The organism is Streptomyces sp. NPDC014870 (genome assembly GCF_043081505.1).
Classification (GTDB): Bacteria; Actinomycetota; Actinomycetes; order Streptomycetales; family Streptomycetaceae; genus Streptomyces.
Genome location: NZ_JBIBWQ010000001.1, coordinates 1000434 through 1016048, shown reverse-complemented (window position 1 = coordinate 1016048; position 15615 = coordinate 1000434). Strand labels below are relative to the sequence as shown.

At 70.2% G+C, this 15615-nt stretch carries 19 protein-coding genes; 15 read left to right on the top strand and 4 right to left on the bottom strand.

Annotation, left to right across the window (positions count from 1 at the left end):
* Positions 1-81: 81 nt before the first annotated feature.
* The 4 genes from ACF09C_RS04320 to rpmB all read right to left on the bottom strand — a co-directional run bounded on the left by ACF09C_RS04320 (position 82) and on the right by rpmB (position 2468).
* Entirely contained in the window at positions 82-1242 is a 1161-nt protein-coding gene (locus tag ACF09C_RS04320) for a GTP-binding protein (protein WP_392088486.1), read from the bottom strand.
* 4 nt (positions 1243-1246) lie between these two features.
* Positions 1247-1417, bottom strand: a complete 171-nt coding sequence (gene rpmF / locus ACF09C_RS04315) for a 50S ribosomal protein L32 (RefSeq protein WP_132918099.1) — start codon at positions 1415-1417, stop codon at positions 1247-1249.
* A gap of 509 nt (positions 1418-1926) precedes the next feature.
* Positions 1927-2232, bottom strand: a complete 306-nt coding sequence (gene rpsN / locus ACF09C_RS04310; RefSeq protein ID WP_392088483.1) for a 30S ribosomal protein S14 — start codon at positions 2230-2232, stop codon at positions 1927-1929.
* Positions 2232-2468, bottom strand: a complete 237-nt coding sequence (rpmB, locus tag ACF09C_RS04305) for a 50S ribosomal protein L28 (protein WP_392088480.1) — start codon at positions 2466-2468, stop codon at positions 2232-2234. Before rpmB ends, rpsN begins: the two co-directional genes overlap by 1 nt.
* A gap of 67 nt (positions 2469-2535) precedes the next feature.
* Here rpmB and rpmG point away from each other — a divergent pair, with 67 nt between their 5' ends.
* The 15 genes from rpmG to ung all read left to right on the top strand — a co-directional run bounded on the left by rpmG (position 2536) and on the right by ung (position 15583).
* Entirely contained in the window at positions 2536-2700 is a 165-nt protein-coding gene (rpmG, locus tag ACF09C_RS04300) for a 50S ribosomal protein L33 (protein ID WP_099198435.1), read from the top strand.
* Between the two features lie 46 nt (positions 2701-2746).
* Positions 2747-3031 (top strand): type B 50S ribosomal protein L31, encoded by a 285-nt coding sequence (locus tag ACF09C_RS04295; RefSeq protein WP_392088478.1) that lies wholly within the window; start codon positions 2747-2749, stop codon positions 3029-3031.
* Entirely contained in the window at positions 3031-4182 is a 1152-nt protein-coding gene (locus ACF09C_RS04290) for a CobW family GTP-binding protein (RefSeq protein WP_392088476.1), read from the top strand. Before ACF09C_RS04295 ends, ACF09C_RS04290 begins: the two co-directional genes overlap by 1 nt.
* 71 nt (positions 4183-4253) lie before the next feature.
* Positions 4254-4490, top strand: a complete 237-nt coding sequence (gene rpsR / locus ACF09C_RS04285; protein WP_392088473.1) for a 30S ribosomal protein S18 — start codon at positions 4254-4256, stop codon at positions 4488-4490.
* 90 nt (positions 4491-4580) lie between these two features.
* On the top strand, positions 4581-5489 hold the full coding sequence (locus tag ACF09C_RS04280) for a metal ABC transporter solute-binding protein, Zn/Mn family (RefSeq protein WP_392088471.1): 909 nt from the start codon (positions 4581-4583) through the stop codon (positions 5487-5489).
* The gene (locus tag ACF09C_RS04275) at positions 5489-6376 is read left to right on the top strand and encodes a metal ABC transporter ATP-binding protein (protein WP_392088468.1); all 888 of its coding nucleotides are present in this window, start codon (positions 5489-5491) and stop codon (positions 6374-6376) included. Before ACF09C_RS04280 ends, ACF09C_RS04275 begins: the two co-directional genes overlap by 1 nt.
* Entirely contained in the window at positions 6373-7290 is a 918-nt protein-coding gene (locus tag ACF09C_RS04270) for a metal ABC transporter permease (protein ID WP_392088466.1), read from the top strand. The genes ACF09C_RS04275 and ACF09C_RS04270 overlap by 4 nt, the downstream gene beginning before the upstream one ends.
* A 90-nt stretch (positions 7291-7380) precedes the next feature.
* Positions 7381-7680 (top strand): DUF1490 family protein, encoded by a 300-nt coding sequence (locus tag ACF09C_RS04265; protein ID WP_392088464.1) that lies wholly within the window; start codon positions 7381-7383, stop codon positions 7678-7680.
* 2 nt (positions 7681-7682) lie between these two features.
* Positions 7683-9869: a heavy metal translocating P-type ATPase gene (locus ACF09C_RS04260; protein WP_392088461.1), complete on the top strand. Its 2187-nt coding sequence runs from the start codon at positions 7683-7685 to the stop codon at positions 9867-9869.
* Positions 9870-10175: 306 nt separating this feature from the next.
* The gene (locus ACF09C_RS04255) at positions 10176-11018 is read left to right on the top strand and encodes a HipA family kinase (RefSeq protein WP_392088459.1); all 843 of its coding nucleotides are present in this window, start codon (positions 10176-10178) and stop codon (positions 11016-11018) included.
* On the top strand, positions 11015-11398 hold the full coding sequence (locus ACF09C_RS04250; RefSeq protein WP_392088458.1) for a DUF3037 domain-containing protein: 384 nt from the start codon (positions 11015-11017) through the stop codon (positions 11396-11398). The genes ACF09C_RS04255 and ACF09C_RS04250 overlap by 4 nt, the downstream gene beginning before the upstream one ends.
* Positions 11399-11546: 148 nt before the next feature.
* The gene (gene fabG / locus ACF09C_RS04245; protein WP_392088456.1) at positions 11547-12308 is read left to right on the top strand and encodes a 3-oxoacyl-ACP reductase FabG; all 762 of its coding nucleotides are present in this window, start codon (positions 11547-11549) and stop codon (positions 12306-12308) included.
* 26 nt (positions 12309-12334) lie between these two features.
* Entirely contained in the window at positions 12335-13102 is a 768-nt protein-coding gene (locus ACF09C_RS04240; protein WP_392088454.1) for an SDR family oxidoreductase, read from the top strand.
* 150 nt (positions 13103-13252) lie between these two features.
* Positions 13253-14830: an ABC transporter substrate-binding protein gene (locus tag ACF09C_RS04235; protein ID WP_392088452.1), complete on the top strand. Its 1578-nt coding sequence runs from the start codon at positions 13253-13255 to the stop codon at positions 14828-14830.
* Between the two features lie 69 nt (positions 14831-14899).
* Positions 14900-15583, top strand: coding sequence for a uracil-DNA glycosylase (gene ung / locus ACF09C_RS04230; protein WP_392088449.1), 684 nt, complete (start codon positions 14900-14902; stop codon positions 15581-15583).
* The last annotated feature ends 32 nt before the right edge of the window (positions 15584-15615 follow it).

Here is a 15615-nt window from a genome sequence, read left to right as displayed (position 1 = left end):
TGACCGGGTCGAAAGGCGTCCAGGCCGGACGGTGCCGTGGCTGCGACCACCGTCCGGCCTGGAGTGTGGGGGCCTGAGGAGTCAGGCCGCCGGCTCGTGCTCGCAGGCGTCGTCGATGCCGTACGTCTCCCAGGCGGGGAAGTCGTCATCGGCGGGCACGGGCTCGCCCGGCGCCAGCAGGCAGGAGTCCAGGGCCGCGCGCAGGGACTCGGCGCGCAGGCCGGTGCCGATGAAGACCAGTTCCTGGCCCTGCGTGGTCTCCGGGCCGCGGGCGCCGGACGGCTCGAACCGGGCCACGGCGCCCGCCTGGGACCACAGGCCGGTCACCCGGGGGCGGCTGGCGAGCCAGAAGAACCCCTTGGAGCGCAGGATGCGCCCGAAGGTGCCGCTGTCGAGGCCCTTGGTGACGAAGGTCCACAGCCGTCCGGGGTGGAACGGCAGGTCGGAGCGGAACACGAGCGAGGAGATGCCGTACTCCTCGGTCTCCGGCACGTGGTCGCCATTGAGTTCCTTCACCCAGCCGGGGGCCTGCTGTGCCCGTTCGACGTCGAACAGCCCGGTGCCCAGAACCTGTTCGAGGGGAACCTGTCCGCGTACGGCCGGCACGATCCGCGCCTCCGGGTTGAGCCGGGACAGTGCGGCGCGCAGCCGGCGGGCCTCTTCCGGCTCGACCAGGTCGAGCTTGTTGAGCACGATGACGTCCGCGAACTCGACCTGGTCCATGAGGAGATCGCTCACGGTCCGCTCGTCGTCCTCGTACTGGTCCAGGCCGCGCGCGACGAGCTCGTCGCCGCCGGCGAGCTCGGACAGGAAGTTCGCGGCGTCGACGACGGTCACCATCGTGTCCAGGCGGGCCAGGTCGCCGAGAGTGGCACCGTCGTCGCGCGGGAAGGAGAAGGTGGCGGCCACCGGCATGGGCTCGGAGATGCCGCTGGACTCGATCAGCAGGTAGTCGAAGCGGCCCTCGCGGGCCAGCCGGTCCACCTCCTCCAGCAGGTCGTCGCGCAGGGTGCAGCAGATGCACCCGTTGGTCATCTCGACCAGCCGCTCCTCGGTACGGGAGAGCGCCGCCTCTCCGCCGCGCACCAGCGCGGCGTCGATGTTGATCTCGCTCATGTCGTTGACGATGACCGCGACCCGCAGACCCTCGCGGTTGCCGAGGACGTGGTTGAGCAGGGTCGTCTTGCCCGCCCCGAGGAACCCGGAGAGGACGGTCACCGGCAGGCGGTCGTGCGATGTCACGCGCTCAGCCCTCGGGGTGGATCAGGCCGCGCTCGTACGCCTTCACCAGGCGCTGTGGGACCTGGTAGACGACGCCGTCGACGGTGACCGGCACAAGCTGGGGCGTGGTCGCCTTCCACTGGGCGCGGCGGTGACGAGTGTTGCTGCGGGACATCTTCCGCTTGGGAACGGCCATCGTGAGACTCCTCGGTCCGGTTCTGACGCGGAGAGGCTATATGAAAATGGATGCCATTATCAATCTGGCTCTGTGTGGTCGAAGGACGGGTCCGAGAGCAGTGCCGCCTCGTCGACGGAGGAGGATCCGGTAGCCGCCGGGCGCTGGACCACCGGGTACGTGCCGGTCGTGCCGGCCTGGATGGACACGTAGAGGGCGACTGCGTCCCGGGTGCAGGTGGGACATTCGTCCCGCGAGCTCGCCATGCGTCTCGGGGGTGTTGCCGATGAGGACGCTCAGCACGCCCTTTGGCTGCGCCTCGCCGCTCGGCGCGCGGCGCTTCGGTTCGGCTTTCATGTCGAGGTGTCTTGCGGAGGGGAAGGCTGCCTCGGCTTTTCGGGCGTCCGCGTGCGGCCTCCTCGGTCCCCCTCGCGGGCCCGTGGAGTGCCGCACGCGGACAGGAGCGACCCTAAATGCTCATGGCATCCATTTTCAATGGGTGGGCGCCGGATGTGCGGTGGAGCCGGCGGCTACCAGGACGACTTGGTCACTCCCGGCAGGAATCCGGCGTGCGCCTGCTGTCGCGTGCGCACCCGCGAGAGGCCGAACTTGCGCAGATAGCCCCGGGGGCGCCCGTCCACGCTGTCGCGGTTGCGCACTCGGGTGGCGCTGGCGTTGCGCGGCTGTCGGCGCAGCTCCGCCTGGGCGGCCTCGCGTTCGGTGGCGGTGGAGGACGGGCGGCGGATGATCTCCTTGAGTTCGGCCCGCCGGGCCGCGTATCGCTCGACGACCTCCTTGCGCTTCTCGTTCTGCGCGATCTTGCTCTTCTTTGCCATCAGACCTTCCCTCCCAGCGTGCGGATGCGCGCCACGGCGGCCTCGATGCCGATCGTGTCCACGGTCTTGATCGCCCTGGCGCTCAGGGTCAGCCGGACGTGTCGCCCCTCGCTGGGCAGCCAGTAGCGCTTGCGCTGGATGTTCGGGTCGAACCGGCGCGAGGTGCGCCGATGCGAGTGGGAGATGTTGTTGCCGAAGCCGGGCTTGGCACCGGTCAGTTGGCAGTGGGCCGACATGGTTGCAGCCGCCCTTCTCGCCGAGAGGCGTATTGGTAATGGAAATCGTTGCCATATAGTACGGGTCATGGCACGCAACGAGATCCGCCCGGTCATCAAGCTCCGTTCGACGGCGGGCACCGGGTTCACCTATGTCACCCGCAAGAACCGGCGCAATGACCCGGACCGGCTGGTGCTCCGCAAGTACGACCCCGTCGTCGGCCGCCACGTGGACTTCCGCGAAGAGCGCTGACCCCAGCCCCCTGAACCCCAGCCCAACTCCGTCGAAAGGCCCTGCCATGAAGCCCGGAATCCACCCCGCCTACGAGCCCGTCGTCTTCCGCGACTCCGCCTCCGGCACCGCGTTCCTCACCCTCCCCCGAGCTCTCGGCTTCGCTCGAGCAGGGGGCACCCCCACCACCATGACCAGCGACAAGACCGTCGAGTGGGAGGACGGCAACACCTACCCGGTCGTGGACGTGGAGATCTCCTCCGCGAGCCACCCCTTCTACACGGGCACGGCGCGCGTTCTCGACACCGCCGGCCGCGTCGAGAAGTTCCAGCGCCGCTACGGAGCCCGATGATGGGCCACGAGCACCAGCTCCCCGTCGTCATCGTGGCCGGCCTGCACTCCGACGCCCGGACCGAGGTCGTCGACCGCCTCCTGAAGACCGTCCCCGGGAGTGTGGCGCTGCACCACGACCTGGCGGGAGCACCCGACGGCAGCGTCCTGCGGCTGATCCGCGACGCCGCCGGAATCGTCTCCCGCGGCGAGACGCCCCTGGTCAACGACTGCGCATGCTGCGCGCTGCGCGAGGACCTCGTTCCGGAACTGGAGCGGATGGCCGACAGCGGACTGACCCGGCTCGCGGTGGTCGAGTTGTGGGACTCGGTCGAACCGAAGGCCATGGCCGAGGTCATCGCCGGACACGGCGGAGACCGCCTCGCCCTGACGAACGTGATCACCGCCGTGGACCCCTCACTGGTCCTGCCCTACCTCGCCAACGGCGACGACCTGTCGGAAGCCGGCCTCGCGGCGGCCGCCACCGACCAGCGGACGGTCGGGGACACCTGGGCCAGGCAGCTGGAGTACGCGCCCGTCCTCGCCGTCGTCGACAACGACGAGGCCGACGACGAAGACCGAGCCCTCCTCGCGCAGCTGCACCCCACCGCGCGGCGCGTACCGGCAGGCTCCGTCGAACTCGCCCGGGCCGCCCTCGCCGGCTTCGACGTCGAAGCCGCGGCGGCCGCCCAGCACCCCGCGTGCGCGCTGCTGCCCCAGGAGGCCGACGAGGCCGGCGTCACCACCTTCGTCTGGCGCCGCCACCGGCCGTTCCATCCCGAGCGCCTCTACCAGGCCCTCGAGGACCTGTGCTGCGCCGCCGCCCGCAGTCGCGGCCGGTTCTGGCTCGCCGACCGGCCCGACACGCTGCTCGCATGGGACGCAGCGGGCGGAGCGTTGTGCGTGGAGAACGCCGGCCCCTGGCTGGCCTCGCTGCCGGACGCGGCCTGGGAGATGGTCCCGCCGATGCGCCAGGCGGCGGCCGCGCTCGACTGGCACCCGGACCACGGCGACTGCTGCCAGCACCTCGTCTTCACCTCGCCCGGCCTCGACCGGGACGGCCTCGAACGGCTCCTGGACTCCTGCCTCCTGACGGATGCGGAGTACGCGTCGGGGCGTGAGGCATGGAAGCACCTGCCCGCCGCCTTCGACGCCCTCCTCGACGCCGCCTGACACCCACCCGAACGCGACCCGTCCACGGCTGCTGCCGCCGGGACGGAACCTTTCTGCAAGGAGACGCCGCCATGGCCCGACGTACCGACCCCCGCAAGCCCGTCAAGTCCCGCCCCAACCCGCTCGACGCGGCCGGCATCACGTACATCGACTACAAGGACACCGACCTGCTGCGGAAGTTCATCTCCGACCGCGGCAAGATCCGCAGCCGCCGCGTCACCCGCGTGACCGCCCAGCAGCAGCGCGCCCTCGCCACCGCGATCAAGAACGCCCGCGAGATGGCCCTGCTGCCGTACGCGAGCCGCTGACCGGCGTACGCGAGGTCCGGTGGAAGAACGCCTCGGCCCGGGGGATAATCGATGTGATTGCCATTTCACTTCCCTTCCTAGGGAGGGCGTATGCATGGCGCGCCGATCCGTGTACGCGGAGTACTTCTGCTGGCGGCGCCCCTGACGCTGATGTGCACGGGTGTCGGCCCCGTGGGGGCGGCCCCCGCCCCCGTACCCGTGGTCGCCTCCACGAACGTGTACGGAGACGTCGTCGAGCAGATCGGCGGCGGGCGGGTGAGCGTGGTGTCGGTCATCAGCGACCCGGCCCAGGACCCGCACTCCTATGAGGCGAGCACACGTACCCAGCTGGAGCTCTCCCGGGCGGCGGTCGTCGTCGAGAACGGCGGTGGCTACGACGACTTCGTCGGCAGGATGCTGCGAAGTGCCGACAACCCCTCGGCCCAGGTGATCTCCGCCGTCCAGGTCTCCGGCAAAGAACCCGACGAGGACGGGGAGTTCAACGAACACGTCTGGTACGACCTGCCGACGATGAGCCGTCTCGCCGACCGGATCGCCCAAGCTCTCGGCAAGGCATCGCCCGCCGACGCCGACGCCTTCACGAAGAACGCCGAGAACTTCAAGGAAGAACTGACCAGCCTCGAAGCGCTGACGAACCGCATCGATGAACGGCAGGCAGGCACCCCGGTGGCGGTCACCGAACCCGTTCCGCTCTACCTGACCGAGGCATGCGGCCTGGTCGACAAGACGCCTCCCGCCTTCAGCGAGGCCGTCGAGGAGGGCGACGAGGTCCCGCCCAGGGCGCTCCAGGAGACGCTGGCACTGTTCACCGGCCGAGACGTGCGGGTTCTGGTGTACAACGAGCAGACCAGCGGAGCGCAGACGGAGAAGGTCAAGGACGTCGCCGAGGACCACGGGATTCCCGTGGTGTCGGTGACGGAGACGCTTCCGCAGGGCAAGGACTACCAGGGCTGGATGGCGGACAACATCACTGCCCTCGAGCGCGCCCTGGATCGCTGATGCAGCGCGCCGACCGCCTCGCGCCCCAGCCGCTTCCCCTGCGAACGGACGTGGGGGAGCGCGGAGACAGCGGCCCGCCGGCGGTGAGCCTGCGCGGAGCAGCGCTCGCATACGGCGACCGCGTGCTGTGGCGGGACCTGGATCTCGACGTGCGGCCGGGTGAGTTCCTCGCCGTGCTCGGCCCGAACGGGTCGGGAAAGACGAGCCTCCTGCGTGTCCTCCTCGGCCGGCTGCCGCTCACCGCCGGATCGGTCGCGGTCCTCGGCCGTCCCCCGCACCGGGCGGGCGGGCTCATCGGCTACGTCCCGCAGCAGACGGCGCTGCCCGCGCACACTCTGCTTCGTGCCCGGGATCTCGTACGACTCGGCCTGGAGGGGCACCGCTGGGGGTTTCCGCTCACCGGGAGGACGGCCCGCCGCAGGGTGGACGAGCTCCTGGACTCCGTCGGGGCGCTTCCGTACGCCGACGTCCCGGTCGGCCGGTTGTCGGGTGGTGAGCAGCAGCGGGTGCGGATCGCGCAGGCGCTGGCCACGGACCCGGAGATCCTGCTGTGCGACGAACCCCTGCTCTCCCTGGACCTCCAGCACCAGCGCACGGTCACCGATCTCGTGGACGGGCGGCGCCGGGCCGCCGGCACCGCCGTGGTGTTCGTGACCCACGAGATCAACCCGGTCCTCGGACCGGCGGACCGGGTGCTCTACCTCGCTGGGGGAGGGTTCCGGATCGGCCCGCCGGAGGAGGTGATGACCTCGGCCGTTCTCTCGCGGCTGTACGGCACCCAGGTGGACGTCATGCATGTGCGAGGCCGCATCGTGGTCGTCGGGGCGCCCGACGCGGCCCCCGCCCACCACCGAACAGCCCGATCCAACGGGGCCGGACCGTCATGAGCGAGCGGACCGTACTCGGCGCCGAGGATCCCGGCATCTGGCAGCAGATCTTCAACTTCACCGACTATGGCGATCTGCTCGCACTTGTCCCCCATACGTTGCTGGCAGGGGCCCTGCTCGGCATCGTAGGGGGCTTCGTAGGGGTCTTCGTGATCATGCGCGACCTGCCGTTCGCGGTGCACGGCATCAGCGAGCTGTCCTTCGCGGGTGCGGCGGGCGCCCTCCTGGCCGGGTTCAACGTCGTCGCCGGGTCCATCGTCGGCTCGCTGCTCGCCGCCGCCGCTATCGGTCTGCTCGGGGTCCGCGCGCGCGACCGTAACTCGGTGATCGGGATCATCATGCCGTTCGGGCTGGGGCTCGGCGTGCTGTTCCTCGCGCTCTACCAAGGCCGGGCCGCCAACAAGTTCGGCCTTCTCACCGGGCAGATCATCGCCGTCGACACCCCGCAGACAGCCTGGCTGGTGGCCACGTCCGCCGTCGTCCTCGCCGCCCTCGCGGTGCTCTGGCGACCCCTGACCTTCGCCAGCGCCGATCCGGACGTGGCCGAAGCCCGAGGCATCCCCGTCCGGGCTCTGTCCCTGGGATTCATGCTGATCCTTGGTCTCGCAGTCGCCCTGTGCGTCCAGATCGTCGGGGCACTGCTGGTGCTGGCCCTGCTCGTCACCCCGGCGGCGGCCGCGGCCCGGATCACCTCCTCCCCGGTACTGCTGCCCCTCCTGAGCGTCGTCTTCGCGCTCGCCGCCATGCAGGGAGGCATCCTGCTCGCCCTGGGCAGCAGCATCCCCATCAGCCCGTACGTGACGACCCTCGCGTTCCTGATCTACCTCGGCTGTCGCCTCGTGGGCTCCCGGCGGGCCGCCCGAACCGCTCGGGCCGTACCGGTCGCCGAGTCCCCGCATGTGACCCGCGTCTGAGGGGCCCGGCTCGACCTCGCGTGCGCCCGGGGTCCAGACTGGAAGAGAGGTCCGTCGCACTCTTCCGGGTGTGTGCGGAAGGAGGCGTTCATGCATCCCCTCGCCATAGTCGGCGCGACCGCCGGCAAGCTGGCCCACTACGCGGTGTCCGGCGTCGTAGGCGCCTTGATCCTGCAGAAACTGCCCGATGCGAAGCCGGCCGCGCGCAAGGCGCTGGTGGGCGGGCTCGCGGGCGGCATCGTGGCGGGCCGGTGGCTGTCGGAGGCCGCCGAGGAGGCCCGGCTCAAGGCCGGGGACATGCTCGCGGAGGCCCGTACCTCGCTCGGCGAGGAGGTTCCGCCGCCCTCGGCCGTCAAGGTCGACCACGACGACCACGACCACGAGCACTGATCATGTCGACGGTACTCGTCCGCTCGGTCGCGACGGGGCGGGCCCGGCTGACCGTGCCCTGGCTGCGGGACCGTCCCGGCTGCGCCGGCCTCGTCGACGACCGGCTCACCGGCCTCAGCGGCTTCCGGGCCCTGCGGATCTTCCCCCGCACGGGCAGCGTCGTGATCTGGATGGAGCCCGCCGACCTGGACGTGAAGGCCCTGGTCGACGCCCTCGGAGAAGCCCCGCCCCCTTCCGCCCCCGCCAAGGCCACCCGGTCCCTGCCCGACTCCTCCACCGGTGAGGTCGCCCGCCTCGTCGTCGGCGGGGCCGTCCTCGCCTTCGTCGCGCTGCGCCGGCTCCTCGCCCGCCCCCGGATCGGCATCGGCTCCTCCGGCTTCCTCGGCGTCGTCACCGTCTTCACCGGCCTGCCGTTCTTCCGCGGTGCCCTGCGCACCCTGCGCGGCCGAAGTCATCCGGGCACCGACACCCTGGTCACCGCGGCGACGGTCATCTCCCTGGTCCTGCGGGAGAACGTCGTCGCCCTCACCGTCCTGTGGCTGCTCAACATCGGCGAGTTCCTCCAGACCCTCACCCTGCGCCGCACCCGCCGCGCCATCGAGGACCTGCTCACCATCGGCGACGAGCGGGTCTGGCTGGTCCGCGAGGAAGGCGTGGAAGTCGAGGTCGCGCTGGAGCAGCTGGAGCCCGGGGACACCGTCGCCGTGTACGAGCACCACCGCATCCCCGTCGACGGCCACGTCGTCGGAGGCGAGGCCCTGGTCGACCAGGCCGCCGTCACCGGAGAGGCCCTGCCCGTCTACGCCCGCGACGGCGCCCACGTCTACGCCGGCACCATCGTCACCTCCGGCTCCCTCACCGTCCGCGCCGACTCCGTCGGCCGCGACACCACCGTCGGACGCATCATCACCCGCGTCGAGGAGGCCCAGACCGACCGCGCCCCCATCCAGACCGTCGCCGCCCGCTTCACCCAGCGCTTCGTCCCCGTCTCCTTCGCCCTGGCCGCCCTCACGTACGCGGTGACCCGTGACGCGCGCCGGGCGATGACGATGCTCCTGATCGCCTGCCCCTGCGCCGCCGGCCTGGCCACCCCGACCGCCATCAGCGCCGCCATCGGCAACGGCGCCCGACGCGGCACGCTCATCAAGGGCGGCACCCACCTCGAAGGCATCGGCCGGGTCACCGCCGTGGTCTTCGACAAGACCGGCACCCTGACCTTCGGCAAGCCGCTGGTCACCAGCGTCGTCACCCTCGGCGAACGCTTCGGCGCCGACGAGGTGCTGAGCCTGGCCGCCTCCGGCGAGCTCCACGCCCGCCACCCGCTGGCGCAGGCCATCGTCGCCCACACCGAGGAACAGCACCTGCACGTCCCCCTCCACCAGGCGTGCGAGGTCGTCCTCGGCATGGGCATGCGCGCCGAACTCGACGGCACCCGGCTCCTGGTGGGCAGCCCCGCCCTGCTGCGCCGGCACGGCATCGAGCTCACCGACGCCGCACAGGGCTGGACCGACCACCTCCGCCGCGGCGGCGAGACCGTCATCTGCCTGGCCCACGACGCCGACCTCATCGGCCTCCTCGGTGTCTCCGACGCCGTCCGCGCGGGCGCCGACACCGTCATACGACAGTTGCGCGACCTCGGCGTCTCGCGGCTCGTCCTGCTCACCGGCGATGCCCCGGAGACCGCGCAGGTCGTGGCCGACGCACTCGGTATCACCGAGGTTCACGCCCACGCCCTGCCCGAGGCCAAACTCCAGCTGATCCGCGACCTCCAGGCCGAGGGCCACACCGTCGCGATGGTCGGCGACGGCACCAACGACGCCCCGGCCCTCGCCCTCGCCGACGTCGGCATCACGATGGGCGAACACTCCTCCCATGTGGCCCTGGAGACCGCCGACATCGCCCTCGCGGGCAACGACCTGCGCCAGGTCCCCGCGGTTGTCGAACTCAGCCGCCACACCTTGCGCGTCGTACGGCAGAACTACGGCCTCGCCATCGGCGTCAACCTGCTCGGCCTCGTCGCCGGCGCCGGCGGCTCCATGAACCCCGTGCTGGCCGCCCTCCTCCACAACACCAGCAGCATCGCGGTCGTCGGGAACTCCGCCCGCCTGGTCAACCACACCCCGCACCTCCCGCACGTGAGCGAAGAGGTCCTGCACGCGGCACCCCTGGAGGAGCGCCGAGTCCGCTGACTACCACTCCACAGGGGGTCCGCCAGTGCGAGTCCGCGATGCCATCAACGAACGGAACGGGCCCCTGGCTCGGTGGCTCGAACACTCCTCGCCGGCGATCACCCTCGTTCCTGTGCTCTCTTCATGCCGGAAGCCGGCAGCAAGGGGCGCGGCACCATTGAGGGTCTGCTTGGGAGCGGGGAGACCGGCTCGCCGGCCGAAACTCCCCAGATTCTCCCCAGGGCTCACCACGTATGGTCCGCCCGGTCGTAGACCGCAGAGTCCTTCCGTTGATTTCCAGGGGACTGAGGCGTATAGCCTGAGGAAATGCTTACAGAGGTGACAGCGACCCGCTACGTCACGCCCCTGCGCGAGGGCGGCTCGCTCCCCGGGATCGTCGAGGCCGACGATTACGGAACGTACGTCATGAAGTTCACCGGTGCCGGGCAGGGGCGGAAGACGCTGGTCGCCGAGGTCGTCTGCGGGCAGCTCGCGCGGCGGCTCGGGCTGCGGGTGCCCGAGTTGGTCGGGATCCAGCTCGATCCCGTGATCGGGCTCTCCGAGCCCGATCAGGAGGTGCAGGAGCTGCTCAAGGCGAGCGGGGGGCTCAACCTCGGGATGGACTACCTGCCCGGGTCCCTCGGGTTCGATCCGCTCGCCTACGAGGTGGATCCGAAGGAGGCCGGCAAGGTCGTCTGGTTCGACGCCGTCATCAACAACGTCGATCGGTCCTGGCGCAATCCGAACATGCTCGTCTGGCACGGCGACCTCTGGCTCATCGACCACGGCGCCACCATGATCTGGCACCACAACTGGCCCGGCGCCCAGGCCTCCGCCGCGAAGCCGTACGACGCCTCCGACCATGCCCTCGCGCCGTTCTCGCCGGACATCGCCGCCGCCGCTGCCGAGCTGGCGCCGCTGGTCACCCGGGAGCTCCTGGAGGAGGTCGCCGCCGACGTGCCCGACGAGTGGCTCGTCGACGAGCCCGGCTTCGACACGACCGACGCGCTCCGGCAGGCCTACGTCGAGGCGCTGCTGCCGCGCGCCGCGACCATCCACGAGCGCATCACCCTCGGCCCGCGCGTCGAGCGTGGGCCCGCGCAGCCGCCCGGCTGGCTCGCCGAGCGTCTCGCCCCCCGGCACTCCACCCAGAAGGACCGCACCACGTGACCGACCGCGATGTCTTCGAGTACGCGCTGCTGCGCGTCGTGCCACGCGTCGAGCGCGGTGAGTGTTTCAACGCCGGTGTGGTGGTCTACTGCCGCGCCAAGTCCTTCGTCGCCGCCCGGACCCACCTCGACGAGGGCAAGCTTCGCGCACTCGACCCCGGTGCCGACGTCGTCGGCGTACGGGCCGCCCTGCACGCCGTCGAGGGGGTCTGCCTCGGCGGCGAGGACGCGGGGCAGGCGTCAGGTGACGACGCGGGACGGCGCTTCCGGTGGCTCATCGCGCCCCGGTCCACGGTCGTCCAGCCGGGCCCGGTGCACACCGGTCTCACGGCCGATCCCGAGGGTGAGGTCGACCGGCTGCTCGACCTGCTGGTGCGCTGAGTGAGCCGGTGCACCCGGTGGGCCGTTGACACCGGGTGCCAGGGCTTCTAGCGTCTCGTCTGCGAAGGTACTAAGCGGTCGCTCATGTGCATGAGGGACGCACCGTGCGGCCGCCACCAGGGATGATCCAAGGGCGAGGAGAATCAGCATGTCGACCACCGAGCAGCGCGTAGCCGTCGTCACCGGCGCGGCGCGGGGCATTGGAGCGGCGACCGCCGTACGGCTGGCCGCCGAGGGCCGTGCCGTCGCCGTACTCGACCTCGACGAGGCGGCCTGCAAGGACACCGTCGAGAAGATCACCGCCGCCGGTGGCACCGCCATCGCCGTCGGCTGCGACGTCTCCGACAGCGCGCAGGTCGAGGCCGCCGTCGCCCGCGTGGCCACCGAGCTCGGCGCGCCGACGATCCTCGTCAACAACGCGGGCGTGCTCCGCGACAACCTGCTCTTCAAGATGTCCGAGTCCGACTGGGACCTGGTCATGAACGTCCACCTCAAGGGCGCCTTCCTGATGGCCAAGGCCTGCCAGAAGCACATGGTGGACGCGGGCTTCGGCCGGATCGTCTCGCTCTCCTCGTCCTCCGCGCTCGGCAACCGCGGCCAGGCGAACTACGCGGCGGTCAAGGCCGGTCTCCAGGGCTTCACCAAGACCCTCGCCAAGGAGCTGGGCAAGTTCGGCATCACGGCCAACGCCGTCGCCCCGGGCTTCATCGTCACCGAGATGACCGCGCAGACCGCCGAGCGCGTCGGCATGGGCTTCGAGGACTTCCAGGCCGCGGCCGCCTCCATGATCCCGGTGCAGCGCGTCGGCCGGCCCGAGGACGTCGCCAACGCCATCGCCTTCTTCGCGGGCGACGACGCCGGCTTCGTCTCCGGCCAGGTCATGTACGTGGCCGGCGGCCCGCTCAACTGACGCCCGCGCGAGAAGAGGAGACGTACATGAGCAGCAAGGAACTGCCCGAGCTGTCCGGCAAGGTCGCCCTCGTCACCGGCGCGAGCCGGGGCATCGGCTACGGCGTCGCCGAGGCCCTCGTCGCCCGCGGCGACCGGGTCTGCATCACCGGCCGCGGCGAGGAGGCCCTCAAGGAGGCCGTCGAGCAGCTCGGCTCCGACCGGGTGATCGCCGTACCCGGAAAGGCCCACGACGAGGCGCACCAGGCCGCCGCCGTAGCGGCGACCATGGAGGCCTTCGGGCGGGTCGACTTCCTGGTGAACAACGCCGGGACGAACCCGGTGTTCGGGCCGATGGCCGATCTCGACCTGAATGTGGCCCGCAAGGTCTACGAGACGAATGTGATCTCCGCGCTCGGATTCGCCCAGAAAACCTGGCACGCCTGGCAGAAGGAGCACGGCGGCGCGATCGTGAACATCGCGTCGGTCGCCGGAGTCTCCCCCTCGCCGTTCATCGGCGCGTACGGCATGAGCAAGGCCGCGATGATCAATCTGACCCTTCAGCTGGCGCACGAATTCGCGCCAGTCGTCCGCGTCAACGCGATCGCCCCGGCCGTGGTGAAGACCAAGTTCGCGCAGGCTCTCTACGAAGGCCGCGAGGCGGAGGCGGCCGCGGCCTACCCGCTCGGCCGTCTCGGCGTCCCGGAGGACATCGGCGGCGCCGCGGCGTTCCTCACCTCCGACCAGTCGGACTGGATCACGGGCCAGACTCTCGTGGTCGACGGCGGGATTTTCCTCAACGCCGGTGTCGGGTGACCGATATCCGGACACTCGCTTGAATTTCTGACCGGTTTGACCCCGGTTAATCGTTGAATGCCTCAAGTGCCCCGTCAGGGTCGAACATTGATCTGGCGGGGCACTGCGGTATGGTCGGCCGACCCAAGGCTGAACGAGGAGCGTGCGCACGTGTTCAACCGGACCAGTCTGCAGGTCGCTGCAGCCCTTGCGTCCATATCCCTGGTGTCCGGATGCGGCATGTTTTCGGACAGTGAGTCCGCGGCGGACCAGAGAATCGTGGTCGGCACGACGAGTTCTCCCACCACGCTCGATCCGGCGGCCTCTTGGGACAATTCCTGGGAGCTGTTCCGTAATGTCTTCCAGACGCTGGTGAGTTTCCCGACGGGCAGCACGTCCCCGCAGTCCGACGCGGCCGACTGCAAATTCACCGACACCTCCAGCCGGATCTTCGAGTGCACGCTCGAGGACGGGCTGAAGTTCTCGAACGGCAACCCGCTCGACGCCGAGGCCGTACAGCATTCGATCGAGCGCATCCGGAAGATCAACGCCGACGGCGGCCCGAACGGGATGCTGGCCTCGCTCGACAAGATCGAGACGGTCAACGACCGCACGATCGTCTTCAAGCTGAACAAGCCCGACGCGACCTTCCCCTTCATCCTGGCGACCCCCGCCATGTCGCTGGTGGACCCGGCCGAGTACCCGGCGGACAAGCTCCGCGAGGACGGCAAGCTCACCGGCTCCGGCCCGTACGTCCTCGACGAGTACACCGAGGGCGAGTCGGCCGAGCTGACCAAGAACCCCACCTACAAGGGGTTCGCGGACCGGAAGAACGCCGGCGTGACCATCCGGTACTTCAAGGAGTCCGAGCCGATGGTCCAGGCGCTGAAGAAGAAGGAGATCGACGCCACCTACCGCGGTCTCACCGCCGAGGAGGTCGTCGACCTCCAGGACGCCAGCGACGCCAACGAGCACCTCCAGCTGATCGAGTCGACCGGCGCGGACATCCGCTACCTCGTCTTCAACGCCCAGGACACCACCGTCGCCAAGGAGCCCGTCCGCCGGGCGATCGCCCAGCTCGTCGACCGCGAGGAGCTCGTCAACAAGGCGTACAAGGGCACGGCCGAGCCGCTGTACTCCATGGTCCCGAAGGGCATCGTCGGCCACACGACCGAGTTCTTCGACCGCTTCGGCGAGCCGAGCGTCTCCAAGGCGCGGGACATCCTGCGCGACGCCGGGATCAAGAAGCCCGTCGACCTGACGTTCTGGTTCACCACCGACCGGTACGGTTCCGGCACCGCGCTGGAGTTCGCCGAGCTCAAGCGGCAGCTGGACTCCTCGGGGCTCTTCCAGGTGACCCTGAAGAGCAAGCCGTGGAAGGAGTTCGCCGCCGACTACCAGAAGGGGCAGTACCCGATCTTCGGCCGAGGCTGGTTCCCCGACTTCCCGGACGCCGACAACTTCATCTCCCCGTTCGTCGGCAAGCAGAACGCCCTCGGGACGCCGTACGTGAGCCCCGAGATCACCGACGAGATCCTGCCGAAGTCGCGGCGCGAGACCGACCGCGGGGCGGCCGTGACCCAGTTCCGCAAGGCGCAGGAGATCATGGTCGAGGACGTCCGGTTGCTCCCGCTGTGGCAGGGCAAGCTCTACATCGCGGCGAGCGAGGACATCGGCGGCGCCGAGCGCGCGCTCGACCCGCAGACCGTCATGCAGATGTGGGAGCTCAGCCGCCGGGCCAGCTGGTAGTCGGTCGTTGTCAGTGGCCCCCGGTAGGTTCTGAGGCGTAGAAGAGATCGCCTACCGGAGGTTGTTGACGTGACCGACACCGACATTGTGCCCGCGTCCTGGCGCGGCGTCCTCGGGGACGAGCTGCAGAAGCCGTACTTCAAGCAGCTGACCGAGTTCGTCGAGGAGGAACGGGCCAACGGGCCGGTCTACCCGCCGCGCGAGGAGGTCTTCGCCGCGCTCGAGGCGACGCCGTACGACAAGGTGAAGGTCCTGATCCTCGGTCAGGACCCGTATCACGGGGAGGGGCAGGGGCACGGCCTCTGCTTCTCCGTCCGGCCGGGCGTCAAGACCCCGCCCTCCCTGCGGAACATCTACAAGGAGATGCAGGAGGAGCTGGGCCACCCCGTGCCGGACAACGGCTATCTGATGCCGTGGGCCGAGCAGGGCGTGCTGCTGCTCAACGCGGTCCTCACCGTCCGGGCCGGCGAGGCGAACTCGCACAAGGGCCAGGGCTGGGAGAAGTTCACCGACGCCGTGATCCGCGCCGTGGCCTCGCGGCCGGACCCGGCGGTCTTCGTGCTCTGGGGGAACTACGCGCAGAAGAAGCTCCCGCTGATCGATGAGGAGCGGCACGTCGTCGTCAAGGGCGCCCACCCCTCCCCGCTGTCGGCGAAGAAGTTCTTCGGGTCCCGTCCCTTCACGCAGATCGACGCGGCGATCGCCGCCCAGGGCCACGAGCCGATCGACTGGCGCGTCCCCAACCTCGGCTGAGCCGTCCGGCGGGCCGCCACCCGAGCCTGTGC

What these genes read in the sequence shown, in the direction of transcription:
- rpsR (WP_392088473.1), top strand. Translation starts at nt 4,254, where the DNA reads ATGGCCCGACGTACCGACCCCCGCAAGCCCGTCAAGTCCCGCCCCAAC.
- ACF09C_RS04265 (WP_392088464.1), top strand. Translation starts at nt 7,381, where the DNA reads ATGCATCCCCTCGCCATAGTCGGCGCGACCGCCGGCAAGCTGGCCCAC.
- rpmF (WP_132918099.1), bottom strand. Translation starts at nt 1,417, where the DNA reads ATGGCCGTTCCCAAGCGGAAGATGTCCCGCAGCAACACTCGTCACCGC.
- rpmG (WP_099198435.1), top strand. Translation starts at nt 2,536, where the DNA reads ATGGCACGCAACGAGATCCGCCCGGTCATCAAGCTCCGTTCGACGGCG.
- ACF09C_RS04290 (WP_392088476.1), top strand. Translation starts at nt 3,031, where the DNA reads ATGGGCCACGAGCACCAGCTCCCCGTCGTCATCGTGGCCGGCCTGCAC.
- fabG (WP_392088456.1), top strand. Translation starts at nt 11,547, where the DNA reads ATGTCGACCACCGAGCAGCGCGTAGCCGTCGTCACCGGCGCGGCGCGG.
- rpsN (WP_392088483.1), bottom strand. Translation starts at nt 2,232, where the DNA reads ATGGCAAAGAAGAGCAAGATCGCGCAGAACGAGAAGCGCAAGGAGGTC.
- ACF09C_RS04255 (WP_392088459.1), top strand. Translation starts at nt 10,176, where the DNA reads ATGCTTACAGAGGTGACAGCGACCCGCTACGTCACGCCCCTGCGCGAG.
- ACF09C_RS04240 (WP_392088454.1), top strand. Translation starts at nt 12,335, where the DNA reads ATGAGCAGCAAGGAACTGCCCGAGCTGTCCGGCAAGGTCGCCCTCGTC.
- ACF09C_RS04295 (WP_392088478.1), top strand. Translation starts at nt 2,747, where the DNA reads ATGAAGCCCGGAATCCACCCCGCCTACGAGCCCGTCGTCTTCCGCGAC.
- ACF09C_RS04280 (WP_392088471.1), top strand. Translation starts at nt 4,581, where the DNA reads ATGCATGGCGCGCCGATCCGTGTACGCGGAGTACTTCTGCTGGCGGCG.
- rpmB (WP_392088480.1), bottom strand. Translation starts at nt 2,468, where the DNA reads ATGTCGGCCCACTGCCAACTGACCGGTGCCAAGCCCGGCTTCGGCAAC.
- ACF09C_RS04275 (WP_392088468.1), top strand. Translation starts at nt 5,489, where the DNA reads ATGCAGCGCGCCGACCGCCTCGCGCCCCAGCCGCTTCCCCTGCGAACG.
- ACF09C_RS04270 (WP_392088466.1), top strand. Translation starts at nt 6,373, where the DNA reads ATGAGCGAGCGGACCGTACTCGGCGCCGAGGATCCCGGCATCTGGCAG.
- ACF09C_RS04260 (WP_392088461.1), top strand. Translation starts at nt 7,683, where the DNA reads ATGTCGACGGTACTCGTCCGCTCGGTCGCGACGGGGCGGGCCCGGCTG.